13 protein-coding genes and 1 pseudogene are annotated in these 19,193 nt (G+C 35.4%); 13 read left to right on the top strand and 1 reads right to left on the bottom strand.

The features are described from left to right. Positions 1–34: 34 nt before the first annotated feature. Together NST60_RS09450 and ilvD are read left to right on the top strand one after the other, a co-directional pair. Positions 35–934: an aldo/keto reductase gene (locus NST60_RS09450; RefSeq protein WP_224427885.1), complete on the top strand. Its 900-nt coding sequence runs from the start codon at positions 35–37 to the stop codon at positions 932–934. Positions 935–1,539: 605 nt separating this feature from the next. Further along, positions 1,540–3,216, top strand: a complete 1,677-nt coding sequence (ilvD, locus tag NST60_RS09445; RefSeq protein WP_101729058.1) for a dihydroxy-acid dehydratase — start codon at positions 1,540–1,542, stop codon at positions 3,214–3,216. Positions 3,217–3,318: 102 nt separating this feature from the next. Here the strand turns inward: ilvD and NST60_RS09440 are convergent. Continuing rightward, positions 3,319–4,301 (bottom strand): annotated as a pseudogene (locus NST60_RS09440) (AI-2E family transporter). Positions 4,302–4,530: 229 nt separating this feature from the next. Between NST60_RS09440 and NST60_RS09435 the strand changes: the two are divergent. The 11 genes from NST60_RS09435 to qoxD all read left to right on the top strand — a co-directional run bounded on the left by NST60_RS09435 (position 4,531) and on the right by qoxD (position 19,134). Beyond that, positions 4,531–4,923, top strand: coding sequence for a MerR family transcriptional regulator (locus tag NST60_RS09435; protein ID WP_016201303.1), 393 nt, complete (start codon positions 4,531–4,533; stop codon positions 4,921–4,923). A 282-nt stretch (positions 4,924–5,205) separates the two neighbouring features. Continuing rightward, positions 5,206–6,513: a hemolysin family protein gene (locus tag NST60_RS09430; RefSeq protein WP_040342621.1), complete on the top strand. Its 1,308-nt coding sequence runs from the start codon at positions 5,206–5,208 to the stop codon at positions 6,511–6,513. Positions 6,514–6,742: 229 nt separating this feature from the next. Beyond that, a complete protein-coding gene (locus NST60_RS09425) occupies positions 6,743–8,170 on the top strand; it encodes a PTS mannitol transporter subunit IICB (protein WP_224427879.1) in 1,428 nt (475 codons plus the stop codon). Between the two features lie 283 nt (positions 8,171–8,453). Then, complete coding sequence (locus NST60_RS09420) at positions 8,454–10,526, top strand: BglG family transcription antiterminator (protein ID WP_169187723.1); 2,073 nt, start codon at positions 8,454–8,456, stop codon at positions 10,524–10,526. 21 nt (positions 10,527–10,547) lie between these two features. Then, a complete protein-coding gene (locus NST60_RS09415) occupies positions 10,548–10,979 on the top strand; it encodes a PTS sugar transporter subunit IIA (protein WP_016201299.1) in 432 nt (143 codons plus the stop codon). 4 nt (positions 10,980–10,983) lie between these two features. Further along, complete coding sequence (locus tag NST60_RS09410) at positions 10,984–12,135, top strand: mannitol-1-phosphate 5-dehydrogenase (RefSeq protein ID WP_169187724.1); 1,152 nt, start codon at positions 10,984–10,986, stop codon at positions 12,133–12,135. Positions 12,136–12,627: 492 nt separating this feature from the next. After that, entirely contained in the window at positions 12,628–14,727 is a 2,100-nt protein-coding gene (locus NST60_RS09405; protein WP_169189592.1) for a PBP1A family penicillin-binding protein, read from the top strand. A gap of 627 nt (positions 14,728–15,354) precedes the next feature. Further along, positions 15,355–16,284 (top strand): cytochrome aa3 quinol oxidase subunit II, encoded by a 930-nt coding sequence (qoxA, locus tag NST60_RS09400; RefSeq protein ID WP_212119521.1) that lies wholly within the window; start codon positions 15,355–15,357, stop codon positions 16,282–16,284. Continuing rightward, entirely contained in the window at positions 16,274–18,226 is a 1,953-nt protein-coding gene (qoxB, locus tag NST60_RS09395) for a cytochrome aa3 quinol oxidase subunit I (protein WP_016201296.1), read from the top strand. The genes qoxA and qoxB overlap by 11 nt, the downstream gene beginning before the upstream one ends. Next, positions 18,226–18,828 carry a cytochrome aa3 quinol oxidase subunit III gene (gene qoxC / locus NST60_RS09390; protein WP_016201295.1) on the top strand — a complete coding sequence of 201 codons (603 nt, stop codon included), beginning with the start codon at positions 18,226–18,228 and terminating at the stop codon, positions 18,826–18,828. Before qoxB ends, qoxC begins: the two co-directional genes overlap by 1 nt. After that, complete coding sequence (qoxD, locus tag NST60_RS09385; RefSeq protein WP_016201294.1) at positions 18,829–19,134, top strand: cytochrome aa3 quinol oxidase subunit IV; 306 nt, start codon at positions 18,829–18,831, stop codon at positions 19,132–19,134. Positions 19,135–19,193: the final 59 nt, after the last annotated feature.

Genomic DNA, 19,193 nt, shown 5'->3' with positions numbered 1-19,193 from the left:
TTTGAGTAGTAAAGTTCAAATCGGTCAAACGGCTATGCGTGTTACGAAGCTGGGATATGGAGCAAATTCTGTCGGTGGTCATAATTTATTTCCGAATTTAAATGATGAAACAGGAAGAAATGTGGTAAGGAATGCATTAGATGCGGGAATCGACTTTCTGGACACTGCCTATGTTTACGGGTTAGGGAGATCAGAGGAGTTAATTGGTGAGGTGCTAAAGGAAAGAGGCAACCGCCAAGATATCGTCATTGCAAGCAAAGCAGCTCATAAATTAGTGGATGGCAAAATGGAGCTTGATAACAGCAGAGAATTTTTACGTAAATCTGTAGAAGATAGCTTAAAGCGTCTGCAAACAGATTATATTGATTTGTTCTATGTTCATTTTCCAGATGGGGTTACTCCAATGGCTGAAGTGGCAGGAACACTAAGAGAGTTAAAGGATGAAGGAAAGATTCTTGCAGTTGGAGCTTCGAATTTAGATGCTGAGCAAATAAAAGAATTTAATCAAGATGGTTATTTAGAGGTATTTCAAGCAGAGTATTCTTTATTTAAAAGACAAGCAGAGGACATATACTTACCATACTGTGTAGAAAACAATATTAGCTTTGTTCCGTATTTTCCTTTAGCCTCCGGACTATTGACTGGAAAATACTCAAAAGATTCAGCTATTAGTGATGGCAGAAAAAATAATCCGCTTTTCCAAGGAGAAGCATTTATTCGCAATGTAGAAAAGGTGGACCAATTAAAGCAAATGGCTGAAGACAAAGGCTTTGACGCGACACATTTTGCTTTGGCTTGGTTGTTGGAACAACCTGCCGTTGATGTCATTATTCCAGGAGCGAAATCAACAGACCAGCTTAAGAACAATTTACGAACATTAGAAGTGACATTAACAGAAGAAGATGTGAAGAAAATAAGCAATATATTTGTGTAAGGTATCATTATTTTGAAAGACTGTTTTTTAAAAGACTGTTGTTTTTCCAATAGGAGAAAAGAATTAGTTGGAAAAATGGAGCAGCCGGAATACACGTAGACGCCACGGGATTAGCCAGACAGGTGAGACCTCGTAGGCTCTGATCCCCACGAAAAGCCAAGTGTATTCCGGCTCGGGTAATAGCAACAAATAATTTTACGAAAACAGCCTTTTAAAAACAAACGAAACCGATAGCAAAGCGATGGAGGGGTAGAAAACACTTCATCGCTTTTGCTTATATAAAGGGTATTTATGAAAAAGTCTTTAGTGATAGTGGGATGGGCGTATATTATTTTTGTATAACTTCAGTTCAGTCTAGAATTCCAAAAGAAGAGAAAGGGTGCATTAGGGAAGAGTCGAGTTATGTTAGATATCCTTACATTTTTTGTTATTAAAATCCTAATTTAACAATGTTTCTGCTTTTTGGTAAGCGAAATAGAAGAGATGAATTTCTCTGAATAACTAATAAGAAGAAATTATACCAATTTTACTATCATAGTGTTACAATAGGTAAAAGTTTAAATATACAGATTTTTCGATTTAGTCGGATAATTGGAGGGGTAGAAGTGACACAATTGAGAAGTAATATGATAAAGAAGGGATTCGATCGAGCGCCACATAGAAGCTTACTACGTGCTGCTGGTGTGAAAGAGGAGGATTTTGACAAACCGTTTATCGCTGTAGTTAATTCATATATTGATATTGTTCCAGGTCATGTACACTTACAGGAATTTGGAAAAATCGTAAAAGATGCGATACGAGAAGCAGGTGGCGTGCCATTTGAAATGAATACAATTGGCGTGGACGATGGTATTGCGATGGGACATATTGGAATGCGCTATTCTTTGCCAAGCCGTGAAATCATTGCCGATTCCATTGAAACGGTAGTGGCAGCACACTGGTTTGATGGGATGGTTTGTATTCCTAACTGTGACAAAATAACACCAGGAATGATGATGGCGTCCTTACGCTTAAATATTCCTACTATCTTTGTCAGTGGTGGCCCGATGAAGGCTGGAGTTACTAGTGATGGTAGAAAGATATCTTTATCATCTGTGTTTGAAGGGGTAGGAGCCTATCAATCTGGTAAAATTGATGAAAGCGGTCTAAGAGAATTAGAACAATTTGGCTGTCCGACATGTGGTTCCTGTTCGGGAATGTTTACGGCGAATTCCATGAACTGTTTAGCTGAAGCACTTGGTCTTGCGTTGCCTGGAAATGGGACAATTCTTGCTGTTGCTCCAGAAAGAAGAGAGTTTGTAAAAAAATCTGCTAAACAGCTGATGCAATTAATAAAAGACGATATTAAACCAAGAGATATTGTCACAGAAAAAGCAATTGATAATGCATTTGCGTTGGATATGGCATTAGGGGGATCAACAAATACGGTACTTCATACATTGGCATTAGCCCATGAAGCAGGTGTAGAATATCCACTTGAAAGGATTAATGAAGTAGCATCACGCGTGCCTCATTTATCTAAGTTAGCCCCTTCATCTGATGTACATATTGAAGATCTGCATGAAGCAGGCGGTGTTTCAGCGGCTCTATATGAATTATCTAAAAAAGAAGGAGCCCTTCATTTAGATACAATAACGGTTTCTGGGAAAACACTTGGAGAGAATATTGCTGGATGTAAAGTGAAAGATTACGGTGTTATTCGCCCGATTGATGATCCGCATACGCAAACAGGGGGATTAGCCGTATTGTTTGGTAATCTAGCCCCTCAAGGTGCGATTATTAAAACGGGTGGTGTCCAAGATGGAATTCAACGACATGAAGGACCAGCTATCGTATTTAATTCACAAGATGAAGTATTAGAGGGATTAGTAAAAGGGAAGGTAAAGGAAGGTCATGTTGTTATCATTCGCTATGAGGGACCAAAAGGGGGACCTGGTATGCCGGAAATGCTGGCACCTACTTCTCAAATTGTTGGAATGGGTCTCGGTCCAAAAGTTGCGCTTGTAACAGATGGGCGCTTTTCAGGAGCTTCACGTGGTATTTCTATCGGACATGCTTCACCAGAAGCAGCAGAGGGAGGACCGTTGGCATTCGTAAAAGATGGCGATCATGTTATAATCGACATCGAAAATCGAACAATGGATGTTATTGTTCCAGAGGAAGAGTGGGAGCAAAGAAAAGCAGAATGGAAAGGTTTTGAATCGAAAGTGAAAAGCGGCTATTTAGCTCGCTATTCCAAACTTGTTACATCTGCAAATACTGGTGCAGTATTAAAATACTAAGACGAAATACATTAGCGAAAAACGAAAAGCAGGTTGGATACACGAAAAGTGTATTCAACCTGCCTTTAATATTTATTAATGCCCAGTTTTTTTATAGCTGGTCTATTCTTTTATTATTTCTTTTTTGTTATTAGGATCCATACTCTGAACCTGGAGAATATCTAAAAGAAAAACGAATACAGGTATCCCGATGATTAATCCCTATACTCCAAAGAAGTGCTCAGAGAAGATAAGGACAATAAAAGTGAAAAACACTGGTAAGCATGGATTATACAAATGAATATTATTAAAATAATAATATAGGTATAGCCTCCAATGGTGTATCCAATCGTCAACAATGGTATTAGGGAGATAATAACTCCTGCCACTGGAATAAGACCAAGAACAAATACCATAAGAGACAAGCCTAGTAATTGAGGGAAATCAAGAATCCATAATCCGATTGTCGTTAAAATACAGTTCACTAAAGCAATAATAACTTGAGCTTCTAGCACTTTTCCAAACGTTAAAACAAATTTTTTGCCGAAAAATTCAATTTCATTATAAAAAGGTGCTATTTTACTTGTTCGAAAGTTTTCTCTATATTTGATCAGTCGAGGCTTCTCCAAAAGGAAGAAGAAGCTTAAGATAATAGCTAATATGAATTGTATACTTATCGAGCTAATGCTGGAAAAATATTTGACTACAATGCCTAGTCCTTGTTCCAAATAGCTGTTAATTTGTCTTTCTTGAATTATGGAAACAATATAATTTAAGACAGCATTATCATGTGGACGGGAGTAAAAATCCATTAATTGTCTAACTAGTGCCGTTATTTCTTCCACTAGCATTGGTAAATATTTAATAAAACTATAGGAAAGTAATCCGATCGTTATTAGATAGAGGATGCTAACTATAACGTTTCGTTTTACATGAATACGCTTAGAGATAATTTTTTCCATCCGGTCCATTAAAAATGAAAGGATAAAGGTAAAAAGCATTAAATTAATCATGCTTCTAAGGGCGTAGATACCCAGAATAATGAAAGCAAAGATGAAAAACCTTTTTACACTTTTACTTGTAAGAAAATTGATAATTGTTTCCACTCCATTTCCCCTTTTTTGATATATTTTCTCTTTTCTATCTTTCTTCCTATATTTTAACCTAAATTGAATTTTAATAATATAAAAAAGCCGACATTTTCGAAAATTTAGCAAGAAGAAAAAAAGAGGCATTCTAGATAGGAAGTTTTTTGCTTGAATCTTTCCTCCTTTGACTTATATAATTAGGAAGTAAAACTAAAACGTTATGGTTAGGAGGAGAAGCGATGGGGCTGTGAAATTAAGAATTGGTGATTTGGCAAAAGTTACAGGTGTAACGAAAAGAACCATTGATTATTATACAAACCTTGGTCTTCTTCAAGCAGAACGTTCTCAAACAAATTATCGTTACTATAGCGAAGAGCAGATTGAACAAATTAAAACGATAGAGGAATTTAAAAAGAGAAAACTATCGCTCGAGGAAATTAAGGAACAATTAAATAAGCATAAAATGAACTCCTTTGATATCGAAGAATTAAAAACAAATATGAAGGATCTTAATGAAAAAATCCATCAGATGCTTACAACAGTTGATATTCAGGACCATCATAAAAAAAAGGAAGTAAGAAATACTATATCTCATGAAAGTATTTCTTTAATACAAGCACTGTTGCTTTTGCTAAATTAACTGTAATTTATCCCACTCTTAACGGACAGTAAGACTCAACCATAAGCTTATGAGAATACGGTGGGAGATCAACTGTCCGGAAAGGTCCGATTGGTTTAACTGACCATCAGTGGGGGAGGAAGGAAAACCCCTACTGATGGAAGTTTCACTTTATAGGATGCATTTATTTATATGATTGAAGTAGTAATTTTACAAGCAACAGCGTCTCTTTCTTTGTATAGGAGAAATGCCGCGCGTGGCTTTTATTAATCAGGAGGTGTAAGCCCCTTTACGGGCTACTTATTGGAAATTTTTAATTTGATTTTATTCGTGATATTAATTGCATTAACTGCTTTTTTCGTTGCAACAGAGTTTGCAATCGTAAAAGTCAGGAGTTCAAGAATTGATCAGTTAGTTGCTGAAGGAAAAAAAGGTGCGTTAGCAGCAAAAAAAGTAACGACCCATTTAGATGAATATTTATCTGCCTGTCAATTAGGGATAACAGTTACAGCGTTAGGTCTAGGTTGGATTGGGGAATCTACTTTCGCAGAAATTTTAGAACCGTTATTTGTTCGTTTATCTATTGGGAATGCGCTCTCGCACTTGATTGCCTTTATTATTTCTTTTTTACTTGTAACTTTTTTGCATGTCGTTGTCGGAGAACTTGCTCCAAAAACGGTTGCTATTCAAAAAGCGGAATTAATATCCTTAACCTTTGCAACGCCAATTATTTGGTTCTATCGACTATTATATCCTTTTATTTGGTTGTTGAATGGATCGGCACGACTTTTGACAAGTATCTTTGGATTAAAGCCAGCGTCAGAACATGAACTTGCACACTCGGAAGAAGAGTTAAGAATTTTAATGTCAGAAAGCTATAAAAGCGGTGAAATCAATAAAAATGAATTAGCATATGTAAATAATATTTTTGAATTTGATGAACGAATTGCAAAAGAAATCATGGTACCAAGAACAGAAATGGTTACTATTAGTGTTGATAATACGTTTGATGAAATAATGGCTATTTTAGAAGAAGAGAATTATACTCGCTATCCATTAGTGAATGGGGATAAGGATAATGTGATCGGATTAATTAACATTCGTGAATTTCTAACAGCGACTATTCAAAACAAACAAGAGATTCAACTAGAGGAATACATGAAACCGATTATCCGTGTGATTGAAACAGTTCCTATCCGTGAATTACTAATAAAAATGCAAAAGGAACGTACACATATGGCGATTTTGCTTGATGAATACGGTGGTACTTCAGGGATTGTTACAGCAGAAGATATATTAGAGGAAATTGTCGGCGACATCAGAGATGAATTTGATGAGGATGAAATTTCTGACATTCGTAAAATTAAAGATAATCATTATATCCTTAATGGGAAAGTATTGATTAGTGAAGTTAATGACCTTTTAGGGACACATTTATCTGAAGATGAAGTGGATACAATTGGCGGATGGTTCCTGACTAATAATTTCGAAGCAGTTGAAGGCGATATATTAGAAGAAGAAGGATATATCTTTAAAATTAAAAATATTGAAGAACATCATATACACTTTATTGAAGTTATGAAGGATGTAAGTGTAGTAGAAGTGCAATAGTAAGAAGGGGGAAACCCCTTCTTTTTTGTTTGGAATTGTGTATAGATAGGTGTTTTAGTGGCATTTTAAAAATGGATTAGAATTCGAATACTGATTTTATTGAATTTTATCAATTAAATTAATTTAATTGTGTCAGCAGTGTGTCTGTCAAAAGTATGTTTACTTTAAATTGTTATAATTCTGTAAACGCTTTATTATGAAAGTATGAAATAAAAGGAGGTAAAAAAAGATGTCAAACGAAAATAAAAATGGTTTTCGTGTAAAAATACAGCGTTTTGGTAGTCATTTGAGCGGCATGATTATGCCGAATATTGGAGCATTTATAGCTTGGGGGTTAATTACAGCCTTATTTATTGAAACAGGTTGGACTCCTAATGCGAAGTTGGCGGAACTAGTTGGTCCGATGATCACTTATTTATTACCATTATTAATTGGTTATACAGGCGGTAAAATGGTATATGCTGAACGTGGTGGTGTAGTCGGTGCGATTGCTACAATGGGTGTAGTCGTTGGAGCAGATATCCCAATGTTCCTTGGAGCAATGGTAATGGGTCCACTTGGTGGTTTCTTAATCAAAAAAGTGGATGACTTATTTAGAGGGAAAATTAAAGCTGGATTTGAAATGCTAGTAAACAACTTCTCAGCAGGTGTTCTTGGAGCAATTATTGCAATTATTGGTTTTCTATATGTAGGTCCAATTGTTGAAGGTTTAAGTAGCATTTTATCAAGTGGAGTACAATGGATTGTAGATGCAAAATTATTGCCTCTTGCAAGTATTTTCATTGAGCCGGCAAAAGTATTATTCTTAAACAATGCGATTAACCAAGGTGTTCTAGGTCCAATTGGAGTAGAGCAAGCGAAAGAAGTTGGTAAATCGATTTTATTCTTATTAGAAACAAACCCAGGACCTGGTCTAGGGGTATTATTAGCTTATTGCTTATTTGGTAAAGGGACGTCAAAACAAACAGCACCTGGTGCAGTAATTATTCATTTCTTAGGTGGGATTCATGAAATTTACTTCCCATACATCTTAATGAAGCCAATGTTATTATTAGCTGTTATCGGTGGCGGTATGGGTGGAGTATTCACCTTTACATTATTCAATTCAGGTTTAGTTGCTACACCGTCTCCTGGTAGTATCATTGCATTAATGGCAATGGCGCCAAAAGGACAACATTTAGGTGTAATTGCTGGTGTTATTGTTGCGACTATTATTTCTTTCGTAATTGCAGCTATCATCTTGAAAACAAGTAAAGAAAAAGAAGAAGATATTAATGCAGCAACAGAAAAAATGGAAGCTTTAAAAGGGAAAAAGAGTTCAGTAGCAAGTGCAATTACTGCAACTACTGCAACTTCTGAAGCAACAGAATTTGATTATAAAAATGTGAAGAAAATAATCTTCGCATGTGATGCAGGTATGGGTTCAAGTGCGATGGGTGCATCTATTATGCGTAATAAAGTGAAAAAGGCAGGAATTGAAGGAGTAGATGTAACAAATACATCTATTGCAAATCTTCCAAGTGATGCAGATCTTGTTATTACACATAAAGATTTAACAGCAAGAGCAGTAGAAAAATTACCAGCTGCACAGCATGTTTCTGTTGAGAACTTCATGAACAGCCCTAAATATGATGAAATTGTTGAGAAATTGAAATAAGCTTATGCTTATTAACAAGCTGTCGGCCAACTCTGGCCGGCGGTTTTTTCTGTTGATACTTGCACATATAGCTGTAAAGAACAAAGTCATTTAAAAGATTTCTATTTAATCTACCCAAGTGTAAATGAAAGTATTTACTTTTCAGTATTTATAGAGGGAGATAGGGAACCCTAAATTAAAATTGACAACAATAAAGTTGAAAAAAATATGTTTAAAACTGTTTGAATAAGTGTATTTAGTAGTTCTATAATTAAATTATGTCAGGGAATTAAGGAGATAAGCTATGATTATTTCCGCTCGTGAAAGAATTATTTTACAAATATTATTAGAAAATATAGAAGAAGAAATGACGATTAAAGGGATTGCTGAGCATGTAAATGTCAGCGAAAGAACCATTCATCGGGATTTGAAAAATATAGAAGATATTCTAGAAGGCTTCCATCTTAAATTGAATAAGAAAGCGGGAGTTGGGGTAAAAATCATTGGTAACCCTAATGATATTTACCAATTAAGGGTATCTATATTAAAACAGGATTATGTAGAGTACACTCCAGATGAACGAATCCTTGTTGCTTTGTGTACTTTACTAGATCATCAAGAACCGATTAAGCTGTTTTCGTTAGCAAAGGAGCTTGGGGTAACTACTGCTACCGTAAGCAATGATTTAGATAAGTTAGAACCAACTATTGAAAAATTTAATCTGCGATTACTGCGAAAAAGAGGTTACGGGATTGAACTAGTTGGAACAGAAGAAGATAAAAGGAAAGCAATTCGCAGTCTTATTTCTGATCGATTCGATGTACCAGAGTTTCTTAAAATGGTAAAGGAAAATATTCAGAAGAAGTCTAGCAATAAAATTGACTCTATATCTGAACGGCTTTTAGGGCTTGTTCAAAAGGAGAAGTTGCTTCGGATTGAAAATATTATTGAAGATATTAATGAGCAATTGCCTTATCCATTGGCAGACAGTTCATATGTTGGGTTAGTTGTTCATATCGCCCTTGCAATGGAAAGAATACAGCGGGGAGAAAATATCTCCTTTAAGGAAGACTATTTAAATGAACTTTCCAAAACAAAAGAATTTGAGTTTGCAACACAAATTGTTGAGAGATTGGAACGAACGTTTGATATAGTGATTCCAGAAGAGGAAATTGGCTATATTACGATGCACTTAAGAGGTGCCAAAGTTCGTTATGATAATAAGGTTGGTATTAAAGATGAAAATGTAGAAGTGGCTATGCTAGTAAGAACTTTAATTACGAATGTAGAGAAATTGCTGCATACGACATTATTAGGTGATTCTTTGTTCCAAGGGTTGTTAGCCCATCTTCAGCCAACATTATATCGGTTGGATCAAAAAATGAGGATCTCCAATCCTTTATTAGAAAACATAAAAGAGGATTATGCTGAATTGTTTGCAGTAGTACAAAAAGCAGTGGAGCTAACGCTTGTCAACAGAGATGTTCCTGAAGAAGAAATTGGCTACCTGGTCTTGCACTTTGGATCTGCTCTTAATGATAAAAAAATAACAAAAGATTTAAAGTTATTGATTATCTGTTCAAGCGGAATTGGAACATCGAAAATGCTTGCGGCAAAAATAATCAATCAAATTCCAAGCCTATCAGAAGTTAAAACAGCTTCTGTATTTGAGCTAAAGAATATTTCGATTGATGAATATGATGCAATTCTTTCGACAATCCCACTGGAGGATATCTCTAGAGATTATTTAGTAGTTAATCCTATACTAAGCGATAAAGATTTAGAAGAAGTGAAAAGCTATTTGCAGAAGAATAGTGGTCATCTTTTAAAAGAAGCGAAGGTTATAGAAGCTCCTAAACAAAAATGTATGGATTTTCAGTCATTTCTTCTGTTTACAGAGAAATCGCAGATTCTATCTACTGTTTTAAAAGAAATGCATATATGGGATGAGGGAGTAAGTTTAGGTGAAAGCTTAAAAAGGGGATTAGAGGTATTGAAGCAGCAAGGCTCTATTTTAAGTAATACAGAGGTGTATGAAGCTCTAGAGGCAAGGGCTGAAATAGGTGGTCTTGCTATTCCTGAAACCAATTTAGCACTCTATCATACAAGTAGTAATCAAATTGAAAGTCCATCTTTCGATATCATTGACTTGCCCGAGATGGTGAGTTTGAGGGCAATGAATGGTGCTAATGAAATGGTGAAACGAGTCCTACTTTTACTCGCACCATTAAATGCAAGTCCAAGTGTAATGGAAGTATTAAGTTTTTTAAGTGCATCTATTATTGAATCGGAGAGGAGTATCGATCTATTCAATAATGGCAATAAAGAAGAACTATTGAATTTTATTAGCAGCCAGTTTTTAAGACATCATTTGTAAAATTAATAGGAGGAATAAAAAATGAGCATTTTAAAAAAGGAAAATATTATTTTAAACAGCAGTGTAGCAGGTAAAGAGGAAGCGATCAAAAAAGCCGGTCAAATTCTAGTAGACCAAGGCTATGTATCTGAGGATTATATTCCAGCAATGTTACAAAGAGAAGAAATTTCATCTACTTATATGGGTAATTTCTTAGCAATTCCACATGGTACAGATGAGGCAAAAACAGCTGTATTAAACTCTGGACTATCTGTTATTCAAGCGCCAAATGGAGTAGATTTCGGTGATGGTAATATTGTAAAACTTATTATTGGTATTGCTGGGAAAGATGGCGAACACTTGGAGTTATTATCACAAATTGCTATTGTATGTTCTGAAATTGAAAATGTAGAAAAATTAGTTGCTGCGAAATCAGAAGAGGAAATAATCCAAATTTTAAGCGAGGTAGAATAATACTATGAATGCTATTCATTTTGGAGCTGGAAATATTGGTCGAGGATTTATTGGTTTATTATTGCATCAGTCAGATTATGCTATAACGTTTGTAGATGTTAACGAGCAAGTAATCGATGAAATTAATCGTGTTGGTCAATACAATGTTTTGCTTGCTAATGAAACAAAAGAGCAGTTCACAGTAAAAAATGTAAAAGGGATTAATAGTAAAATAAATCCTGAACAAGTAGTAGAACGGTTTATCCAGGCAGATATTGTTACTACAGCTATCGGTCCAAACATTTTAAAATTTATTGCACCACTGATTGCAGACGGAATTAAAGCACGTATGAAAAATAATCAAACACCTGTAAATGTGATTGCGTGTGAAAATATGATAGGTGGAAGTAGTGCCCTTAAGCAGTTTGTATTAGAGCATTTAAATGAAGAAGAAGCAGCATGGTTAGAAGAATATGTAGGTTTCCCTGATTCTGCTGTTGACAGAATTGTGCCAAACCAGAAAAATGACAATTTATTAGACGTTCTAGTTGAACCTTTCCATGAGTGGGTTATAGATGAAACTGCAATCAAAGGAGAGAAACCAGAAATTGCCGAAGCTCATTTTGTAGGTAATTTACAGGCTTATATTGAAAGAAAGCTTTTTACTGTAAATACTGGCCATGCTGCAACAGCATACTTAGGCAATATCAAGAACTATGAGACCATTTCAGAAACAATCCATCATGAAGGTGTGAAAGAAAAGGTACTTCATGTTTTACAAGAAACAGGAAAAGTACTTGTAGCTAGATATAATTTTAATGAAGCAGATCACCAAAAATATATTGATAAAATTTTAGGTCGTTTTGCAAATGCTTATATTGTGGACGACGTAAAACGAGTAGGTAGATCGCCGTTACGAAAATTAAGTGGTAACGATCGCTTAGTTGCGCCAGCTCTAGCTTATTATAAGGAGTTTCATGAAATTCCTGCTCATTTAGTAGAAGTTATGGCATCCGCTCTTCATTTTTACACACCAGAAGATCAAGAGTCTGTTGAATTGAAGAAACTAGTGGAGGAAAAGGGAGTTCAATCAGCTTTCGTTCAAGTATCAGGCTTAAGCGAAGATCATGAACTAGTAACAGAAGTTATACGTGTTTATAACAATATTCATGCATAAAGAAAAATCCAATGTGGCCGTGTTTTCAAGGCTACATTGGATTTTTTTGATAGTTAACATAAGGCAGATATGTTTCTTAAGTCTATTCCTATCTAGACCGAGCGCCTTTTGCCTAGCAAACTTTAGGTCACTATTAACGTGCAGCGGTTGTAGAATTTACCTTTGATTGTTTGCGTTTTTCCCATAGTTTTTTAGCGAAGGGATAAATGATAGGTCCCCACGTAATCATTCGTCTGAACATTTTTTTCATTATCTCTCACATCCTTTTATTCTTTATAAGGTCTTTTCCCGAAAGAACGATTGTATAAACAATAATCCCTATTCTAGTTAAATTTGGTAATATTAGAGCGAAGTACCTTCTTGTAATTTAGAAAAAAAGAGAATATAGTTTTCATAGATACTTGCAACATATAAGTGATAATAAACGTCTAATGTATGGATAGACCGAAAGAAGAAATTATTCCATGAGTAAAAGTAAAGGATAGGTAATTGATGGATAGATTAAAACCATATTGGGAAGGATTTCGACGTTTCTGGAAAAAGAGACATCTTACCCAAATTATACTTTTGGCTTTATTATTAGTTGTTTTAATAGCGATATTATATTTTACGTATTTAGCAACACAAGCAAATGTCAGTACGCTAAAGGCTGGATTAAGCCAAGCTACGATTATTTATGATAAAGATGGGGATGAAGCAACCCAAATTAGAACGGAAAGAACAGAAGGCATCGAATTGAAGGATGTACCTAAATACGTTCCAGCCGCAGTTGTTTCAATTGAAGATGAACGTTTCTATCAACATAATGGATTTGATATAAAAGGGATTAGCCGCGCCTTCTTTAAAAATATCTTTGCAGGAAGAATTACCGGTGGAGGAAGTACGATTACGCAACAGTTAACAAAGAACGCTTTGTTAACATCCGAACAGACTTATAAGCGAAAAGCAGAAGAATTATTTCTTGCGGTAGAAATAGAGAAGCATTATGAAAAAGAAGAAATTTTGCAAATGTATTTAAATCATGTTTATTTTGGCAGTGGAGCATGGGGGATTAGCCAGGCGTCACTGAAATATTTCAATAAAGATATTAAGGATGTATCTATAAGTGAAGCTGCATTACTTGCGGGAATATTGCAAGCGCCATCTGCATTAGATCCATATAACAATTATGATGGTGCTGTTAATCGTCGTAATCTTGTTCTAAAGAAAATGGTAGATTTAAAACAAATAACAAAAGACGAGTATCAACAGGCAGTAAATGAAAAAATTGTCTTGGAAAATGGGGGAGGCTCTTTTATTGAAAGAGAATATCCATATTATGTGGACGCAGTTATCGATGAAGCGATAAAAAAATACGGTCTTACCCAAGAAGAACTTTTAAAAAGAGGGTATAAAATTTATACGGAGATGGACCAAAATCTCCAGTCTACATTAGAAAAAACCTTTGCTAGGGATTCCTTATTTCCGAGAAGTGCTGATGGAACATCAGCACAAGGCGGAGCAGTATTACTCGACCCAGAAACAGGAGGAGTAAGAGGGTTAGTTGGAGGTAGAGGGGAACAAGTTTTCAGAGGTTTTAACCGGGCTACTCAAATTAGAGTACAACCAGGATCTACGATGAAGCCACTTGCTGTTTATACACCCGCTTTAGAAAAGGGCTATAAGATTGATTCGATGTTAGAAGATAAGCCATTTAAGAAGGGGGATTACGAACCACAGAACTTCACGAAGACATATAAAGGGGAGGTTCCGATGTATGAAGCCTTAGAAGACTCCTTAAATGTTCCAGCAGTCTGGCTATTAGACAAAATTGGATTGGAGAATGGTCTTAAATCACTTGATCGGTTCGGTATTCCTTATGAAAAAGAGGATGAATATTTAGGGATAGCTTTAGGTGGGATGACCAGAGGGGTTTCTCCATTGCAAATGGCGAGTGCTTATTCTGCCTTTCCTAATGAGGGAATTCGAATGGAAAGTCATTTGATTACCAAAATTGTTGGACCGACAGGCAATGTTATTGCCGATTATGAACCAACGTCAACAAGAGTTACTTCTAGATCTGTTACCAATGACATGACATCAATGTTGCTAGATGTTATTAAATCAGGAACAGGTCAAGGGGCAAAAGTGACTGGATTCCAAATTGCTGGAAAAACTGGATCTACTCAATTGGATAATAGTAATATTTCTGGTACGAAGGATCAGTGGTTTGTCGGATATACTCCTAATTTAGTTGGAGCGATGTGGTTAGGCTATGATAAAACAGATGATACACATTATCTACCAAGCAAAAGTTCGGGAGATGTAGTACCTATTTTTAAAACTATTATGGACCAAGCTGTGCAATATGTGGAGCCAGAGAATTTTAATGTTTTATCTGTAAGTGATAGACTTGCAAATAAAGATAGTGGAAATGTTAATAAAAAAGTGGAAGAAACGAAAAAAGTCATTAAAGAAAAAGCGGAGGAATTAGAAACCACTATTAAAGAGAATTCGTCAAAATGGAGCCAGGTCGTAGATGAAATAAAAAAAGATGCGAAAAAGGTAAATGAAAAGGTAAAAGGGAAGTTACAAGAAATACTGGGAAATTAGTATTTTCAACAGGGTAGAAAAATATACTGGAACTAGTAGTTAATGCGACTATAGACAGTATATTTTTCTATCTATTTTTATTCTTCCGTTACTGGAATAGTAGATTGTAGAGAAAGTCTATGTTTGAAGTATAACTTGTTGTAGAAACTATAGAGAATAATCAAGATAAATACGTTTAATTAAATGAGGCATGTGATAAATATAACAGAATAAATGAAAAGGAGGAGACGAAATTTTAAGGAGTGAAAGTTAAGCAAAATAATGGAAAAGTCAACTAGGTTCAATTATAATTAATGTAAGCGTTTTATATTATTTATAAAGCGAATAATAAGTTTGGAAAAAATGTTTGTGACAGAATTGTGGACATGGATTTTAACAATGGCATCTGCTATAATAAAAAGGTTGATAAAATCTTGAATTCGCGGAAAACATAAGAATAGAAAATGTTAAAATTGGTAAATTTATACTTACGTTTTTTGTCACAAATAATAGGTTCGAGATGTGATATCATCATACAGGTAGTAATAATCGTTATTTTACCTCATGTAATATGAATGTTCTATGTCTAAATAGCGAACATTCTGTGAATATTTTAACATTTGAACTTAAACGGAAGGAGCTGTACAAATGAAAAAGGGAGTTTTAGTTTCGCTTTTAGCAATTGTACCATTATTCATTTTAAGTGGCTGTGAATCGATGGTTGTATTCGATCCGCAAGGTCCTGTCGCTAGAAGTATTACGGACTTAATTAACTGGTCAATTTTATTAATGGCTTTTGTATGTCTTGTAGTTTTTGCACTATTTGGCTACATAGTTTGGAAATATCGTGCAACGAAAGAGAATGCTGATTATGAACCAGATGAACATGGAAGTACTAAGCTTGAAATTGTTTGGACTGTAATCCCATTCTTAATTATTATTGCATTAACGATTCCAACTGTAAAAACAATTTATGCATTAGAGGATGTACCAAAAGATTACAAAGACCATGATCCAATTGTGATTAATGTAACTTCTGCAGATTGGAAGTGGATTTTTAGCTATCCAGAAGAAGGAATTGAAACAGTCAATTACGTAAATATTCCTGCTGGTGTACCTGTTGAGTTTAAATTAACTTCTGCTGGTACCATGCAATCATTCTGGATTCCTGCATTAGCTGGTCAAAAATACACAATGTATGGAGCTGAAACAGATTTATATGTTGTGGCAGATAACCCAGGTAACTATGAAGGACAAAATACAAGCTTTAATGGTAAAGGTTATGCAGAGATGAAGTTTGATGTCGAAGCAAAAACTTTAGAAGACTATGATAAGTGGGTAGACGAAGTAAAAGAGAATGCCCCTGAATTAACAGAGGAAAAATATAAAGAAATTATCAAGCCTACACACTTAGGCCGTTTGACTTTCTCTAATACACATTTAGAATGGATCGATCACGGTAAAGGTGGAGACTCAAATTATTATTTAAACCCTGAGTTATATCGAGTTCATGGATATCCAGGTAGAACATTTGAAAAGAACCAAGAGTCTGACGGGGGTGAAAAGGATGCACATTAAGTGGGATGATATCGTTATTACTGGCGATCCCCTTATATTATCTGCTCAAATAGGTATTACGCTAACAATGCTTGCTATTGTAGTTGGTGTTACTTATTTTAAGAAGTGGCAATATTTATGGGATGAATGGATAACAACGGTTGATCACAAAAAAATCGGTATCATGTATATTATTGTTGCCGTATTAATGTTCTTCCGTGGTGGAGTCGACGGTTTGATGATGAAATATCAAACCTCAGCTCCTGAAATGAAATTCTTAGATGCACAGCATTACAATGAAGTATTTACAACGCACGGCGTTATTATGATTCTTTTTATGGCGATGCCAGCGTTAATCGGATTAATGAACGTAGTAATACCTTTGCAAATTGGAGCACGTGACGTTGCGTTTCCACAGTTGAATGCATTAAGCTTTTGGCTAACATTTAGTGGGGCGATGCTTTTCAATATTTCTTTCGTAATTGGTGGATCTCCTGATGCAGGATGGACATCCTATTTCCCTCTAGCTGGGAAAGAATTTACACCAGGGGTTGGTAACAACTTCTATGCAATTGGGCTGCAAATTGCCGGTATTGGTACGCTGATGACGGGTATTAACTTTATTGTTACCATCTTGAAAATGCGTGCAAAAGGCATGACTTTAATGAAAATGCCAATGTTCACTTGGACATCTTTAATCACAAACGTTATTATTGTGTTTGCATTCCCTATTTTAACGGTTGCATTAGCATTGATGACATTTGATCGTTTATTCGGAACACATTTCTTCACGATTTCTGGCGGAGGAAATGCGATGCTTTGGAATAACCTATTCTGGTTATGGGGACATCCAGAGGTATATATCGTAATCTTGCCAGCGTTTGGTATGTTCTCAGAAATCATCGCAACATTCTCGAAAAAGCGTTTATACGGTTATAACTCGATGATTATCTCTATTATTGGTATTGCTTTATTGAGTTTCGTTGTTTGGGTTCACCATTTCTATACAATGGGATCTGGACCAGTTGTAAACTCTGTTTTCTCGATTACGACGATGTTAATTGCGGTACCAACCGGGGTTAAAATTTTCAACTGGCTATTTACAATGAGAAAAGGTCGCATTCAGTTTACAACGGCTATGCTATGGTCTCTTGCATTTATTCCAACCTTTACTATCGGTGGGGTAACTGGAGTTATGCTTGCAATGGCTGCAGCAGACTATCAATATCATAATACATTATTCTTAGTAGCTCATTTCCACTATGTATTAATACCAGGTGTTGTATATGCAGTATTTGCTGGTTTCTATTACTGGTGGCCAAAAATGTTCGGTTATGCTCTAAACGAACGTTTAGGAAAATGGCATTTCTGGTTGTTTAATATTGGTTTTAACGTAACATTTATGCCAATGTTCTTCTTAGGTTTAAAAGGGGCAGTAAGACGTTCTTATACGTTCTCTGCAGAATCTGGATTTGCACCATTGTTTATGCTATCTGCAATTGGTTCCTTAATTCTTGCAGCAGGTTTCGCTGTACTTGTTTATAACATTTACTATAGTACTCGTTATGCAGATAGAAAGATTTCTACAGATCCATGGGATGCAAGAACATTAGAATGGCATACAGCTTCTCCAGTTCAGCCATATAACTTTGCTATTACACCAGAAGTTAAAGCATTAGATGCATTCTGGTATATGAAGAAAAATAACGAAGGTTTAGTATTAAAAGAAGAAGAATTAGAAGAAATACACATGCCAAGCAATTCTTGGCTGCCAATTTACATGTGTGTTGTATTTGGTGTAGTTGGTTTCTTCCTAGTATTTGAATGGTTTATTCCAGCTGCAATCTGCAGTTTAGGTATTTTTGTAGGCTTAATAATTCGTTCCTTTGATTATGACGAAGGTTACCATATTAAACTGGATGTTATTAAGAAAACGGAACGCGCATGGAGAGGTGAGAAATAATGGCAAAAGTCGATAAGTCTTTACCACTAGAATATCAGACAGAGCAAAGCCGCTTAAACATTCTAGGCTTCTGGATCTTCCTTGGTGCGGAGGTTGTATTATTCGCTACCTTGTTTGCAGCCTATGGATCTTTAAAGGATAACTTTGCAGGCGGTCCTACTCCAGCAGAATTATTTAAATTAAAAGATGTAATGATTGAAACACTTCTACTATTAACAAGTAGTTTCACATGCGGTATCGCTATCTGGTATATGCGTCGCCAAAATTTAAAAGGATTATTAACTTGGTTAATTATCACTTTAGCATTAGGTGCAGGATTCGTCTTTGTGGAAATAAATGAATTTATTCATTATGTACATGAAGGAGCAACAATGCAGACAAGTGCATTCCTTTCCTCATTCTTTGTATTGCTAGGAACACACGGATTGCACGTATCTTTAGGTATTGGTTGGGCTATATTAATCATTATTCAATTGATTAGACACGGCCTAACGCCAACAACTGCTCGTAAGACATTTATTATAAGTTTATATTGGCACTTCTTAGACGTTGTGTGGATTTTCATCTTCACATTCGTTTATCTAGCAAGGATGGTGTTTTAGATGGCGAAAAATCATGAGAATGAAAAGTTTCCAATCAGTCATATTGCTGGTTTCATCGTATCTTTATTACTTACCTTTGCGGCAGTAGCGGCTAAGAAATATACGGATCTACCAATGATTACTGTTATGTGGATTATCGGTGCATTGGCAGTTATCCAAGCTATTCTTCAACTGTTTATGTTTATGCATCTTACAGAAGGCGAAGGAAAAGTACAAACAATTAACATCATTTATGCATTCTTCTGCGCGATTGTCGTAGCGGGAGGAACAATTTGGGTAATGACATCAGGACACGTTCATTACTAATAAAATATGTATAAAGTAGAAAAAAACCTCCATTTGGGGGTTTTTTCTTTTGTATAAAA

This window comes from Niallia sp. FSL W8-1348, assembly GCF_038006745.1.
Classification (GTDB): domain Bacteria; phylum Bacillota; class Bacilli; order Bacillales; family Cytobacillaceae; genus Niallia; species Niallia alba.
Note: the sequence above shows the minus strand (reverse complement) of the source record. Positions and strands in the feature narration are given on the sequence as shown.

Coding starts and splice junctions, on each gene's coding strand:
- NST60_RS09425 (WP_224427879.1), top strand. CDS start 6,743: ATGTCAAACGAAAATAAAAATGGTTTTCGTGTAAAAATACAGCGTTTT.
- qoxD (WP_016201294.1), top strand. CDS start 18,829: ATGGCGAAAAATCATGAGAATGAAAAGTTTCCAATCAGTCATATTGCT.
- NST60_RS09405 (WP_169189592.1), top strand. CDS start 12,628: ATGGATAGATTAAAACCATATTGGGAAGGATTTCGACGTTTCTGGAAA.
- qoxC (WP_016201295.1), top strand. CDS start 18,226: ATGGCAAAAGTCGATAAGTCTTTACCACTAGAATATCAGACAGAGCAA.
- NST60_RS09415 (WP_016201299.1), top strand. CDS start 10,548: ATGAGCATTTTAAAAAAGGAAAATATTATTTTAAACAGCAGTGTAGCA.
- qoxA (WP_212119521.1), top strand. CDS start 15,355: ATGAAAAAGGGAGTTTTAGTTTCGCTTTTAGCAATTGTACCATTATTC.
- qoxB (WP_016201296.1), top strand. CDS start 16,274: ATGCACATTAAGTGGGATGATATCGTTATTACTGGCGATCCCCTTATA.
- NST60_RS09450 (WP_224427885.1), top strand. CDS start 35: ATGCGTGTTACGAAGCTGGGATATGGAGCAAATTCTGTCGGTGGTCAT.
- NST60_RS09410 (WP_169187724.1), top strand. CDS start 10,984: ATGAATGCTATTCATTTTGGAGCTGGAAATATTGGTCGAGGATTTATT.
- NST60_RS09420 (WP_169187723.1), top strand. CDS start 8,454: ATGATTATTTCCGCTCGTGAAAGAATTATTTTACAAATATTATTAGAA.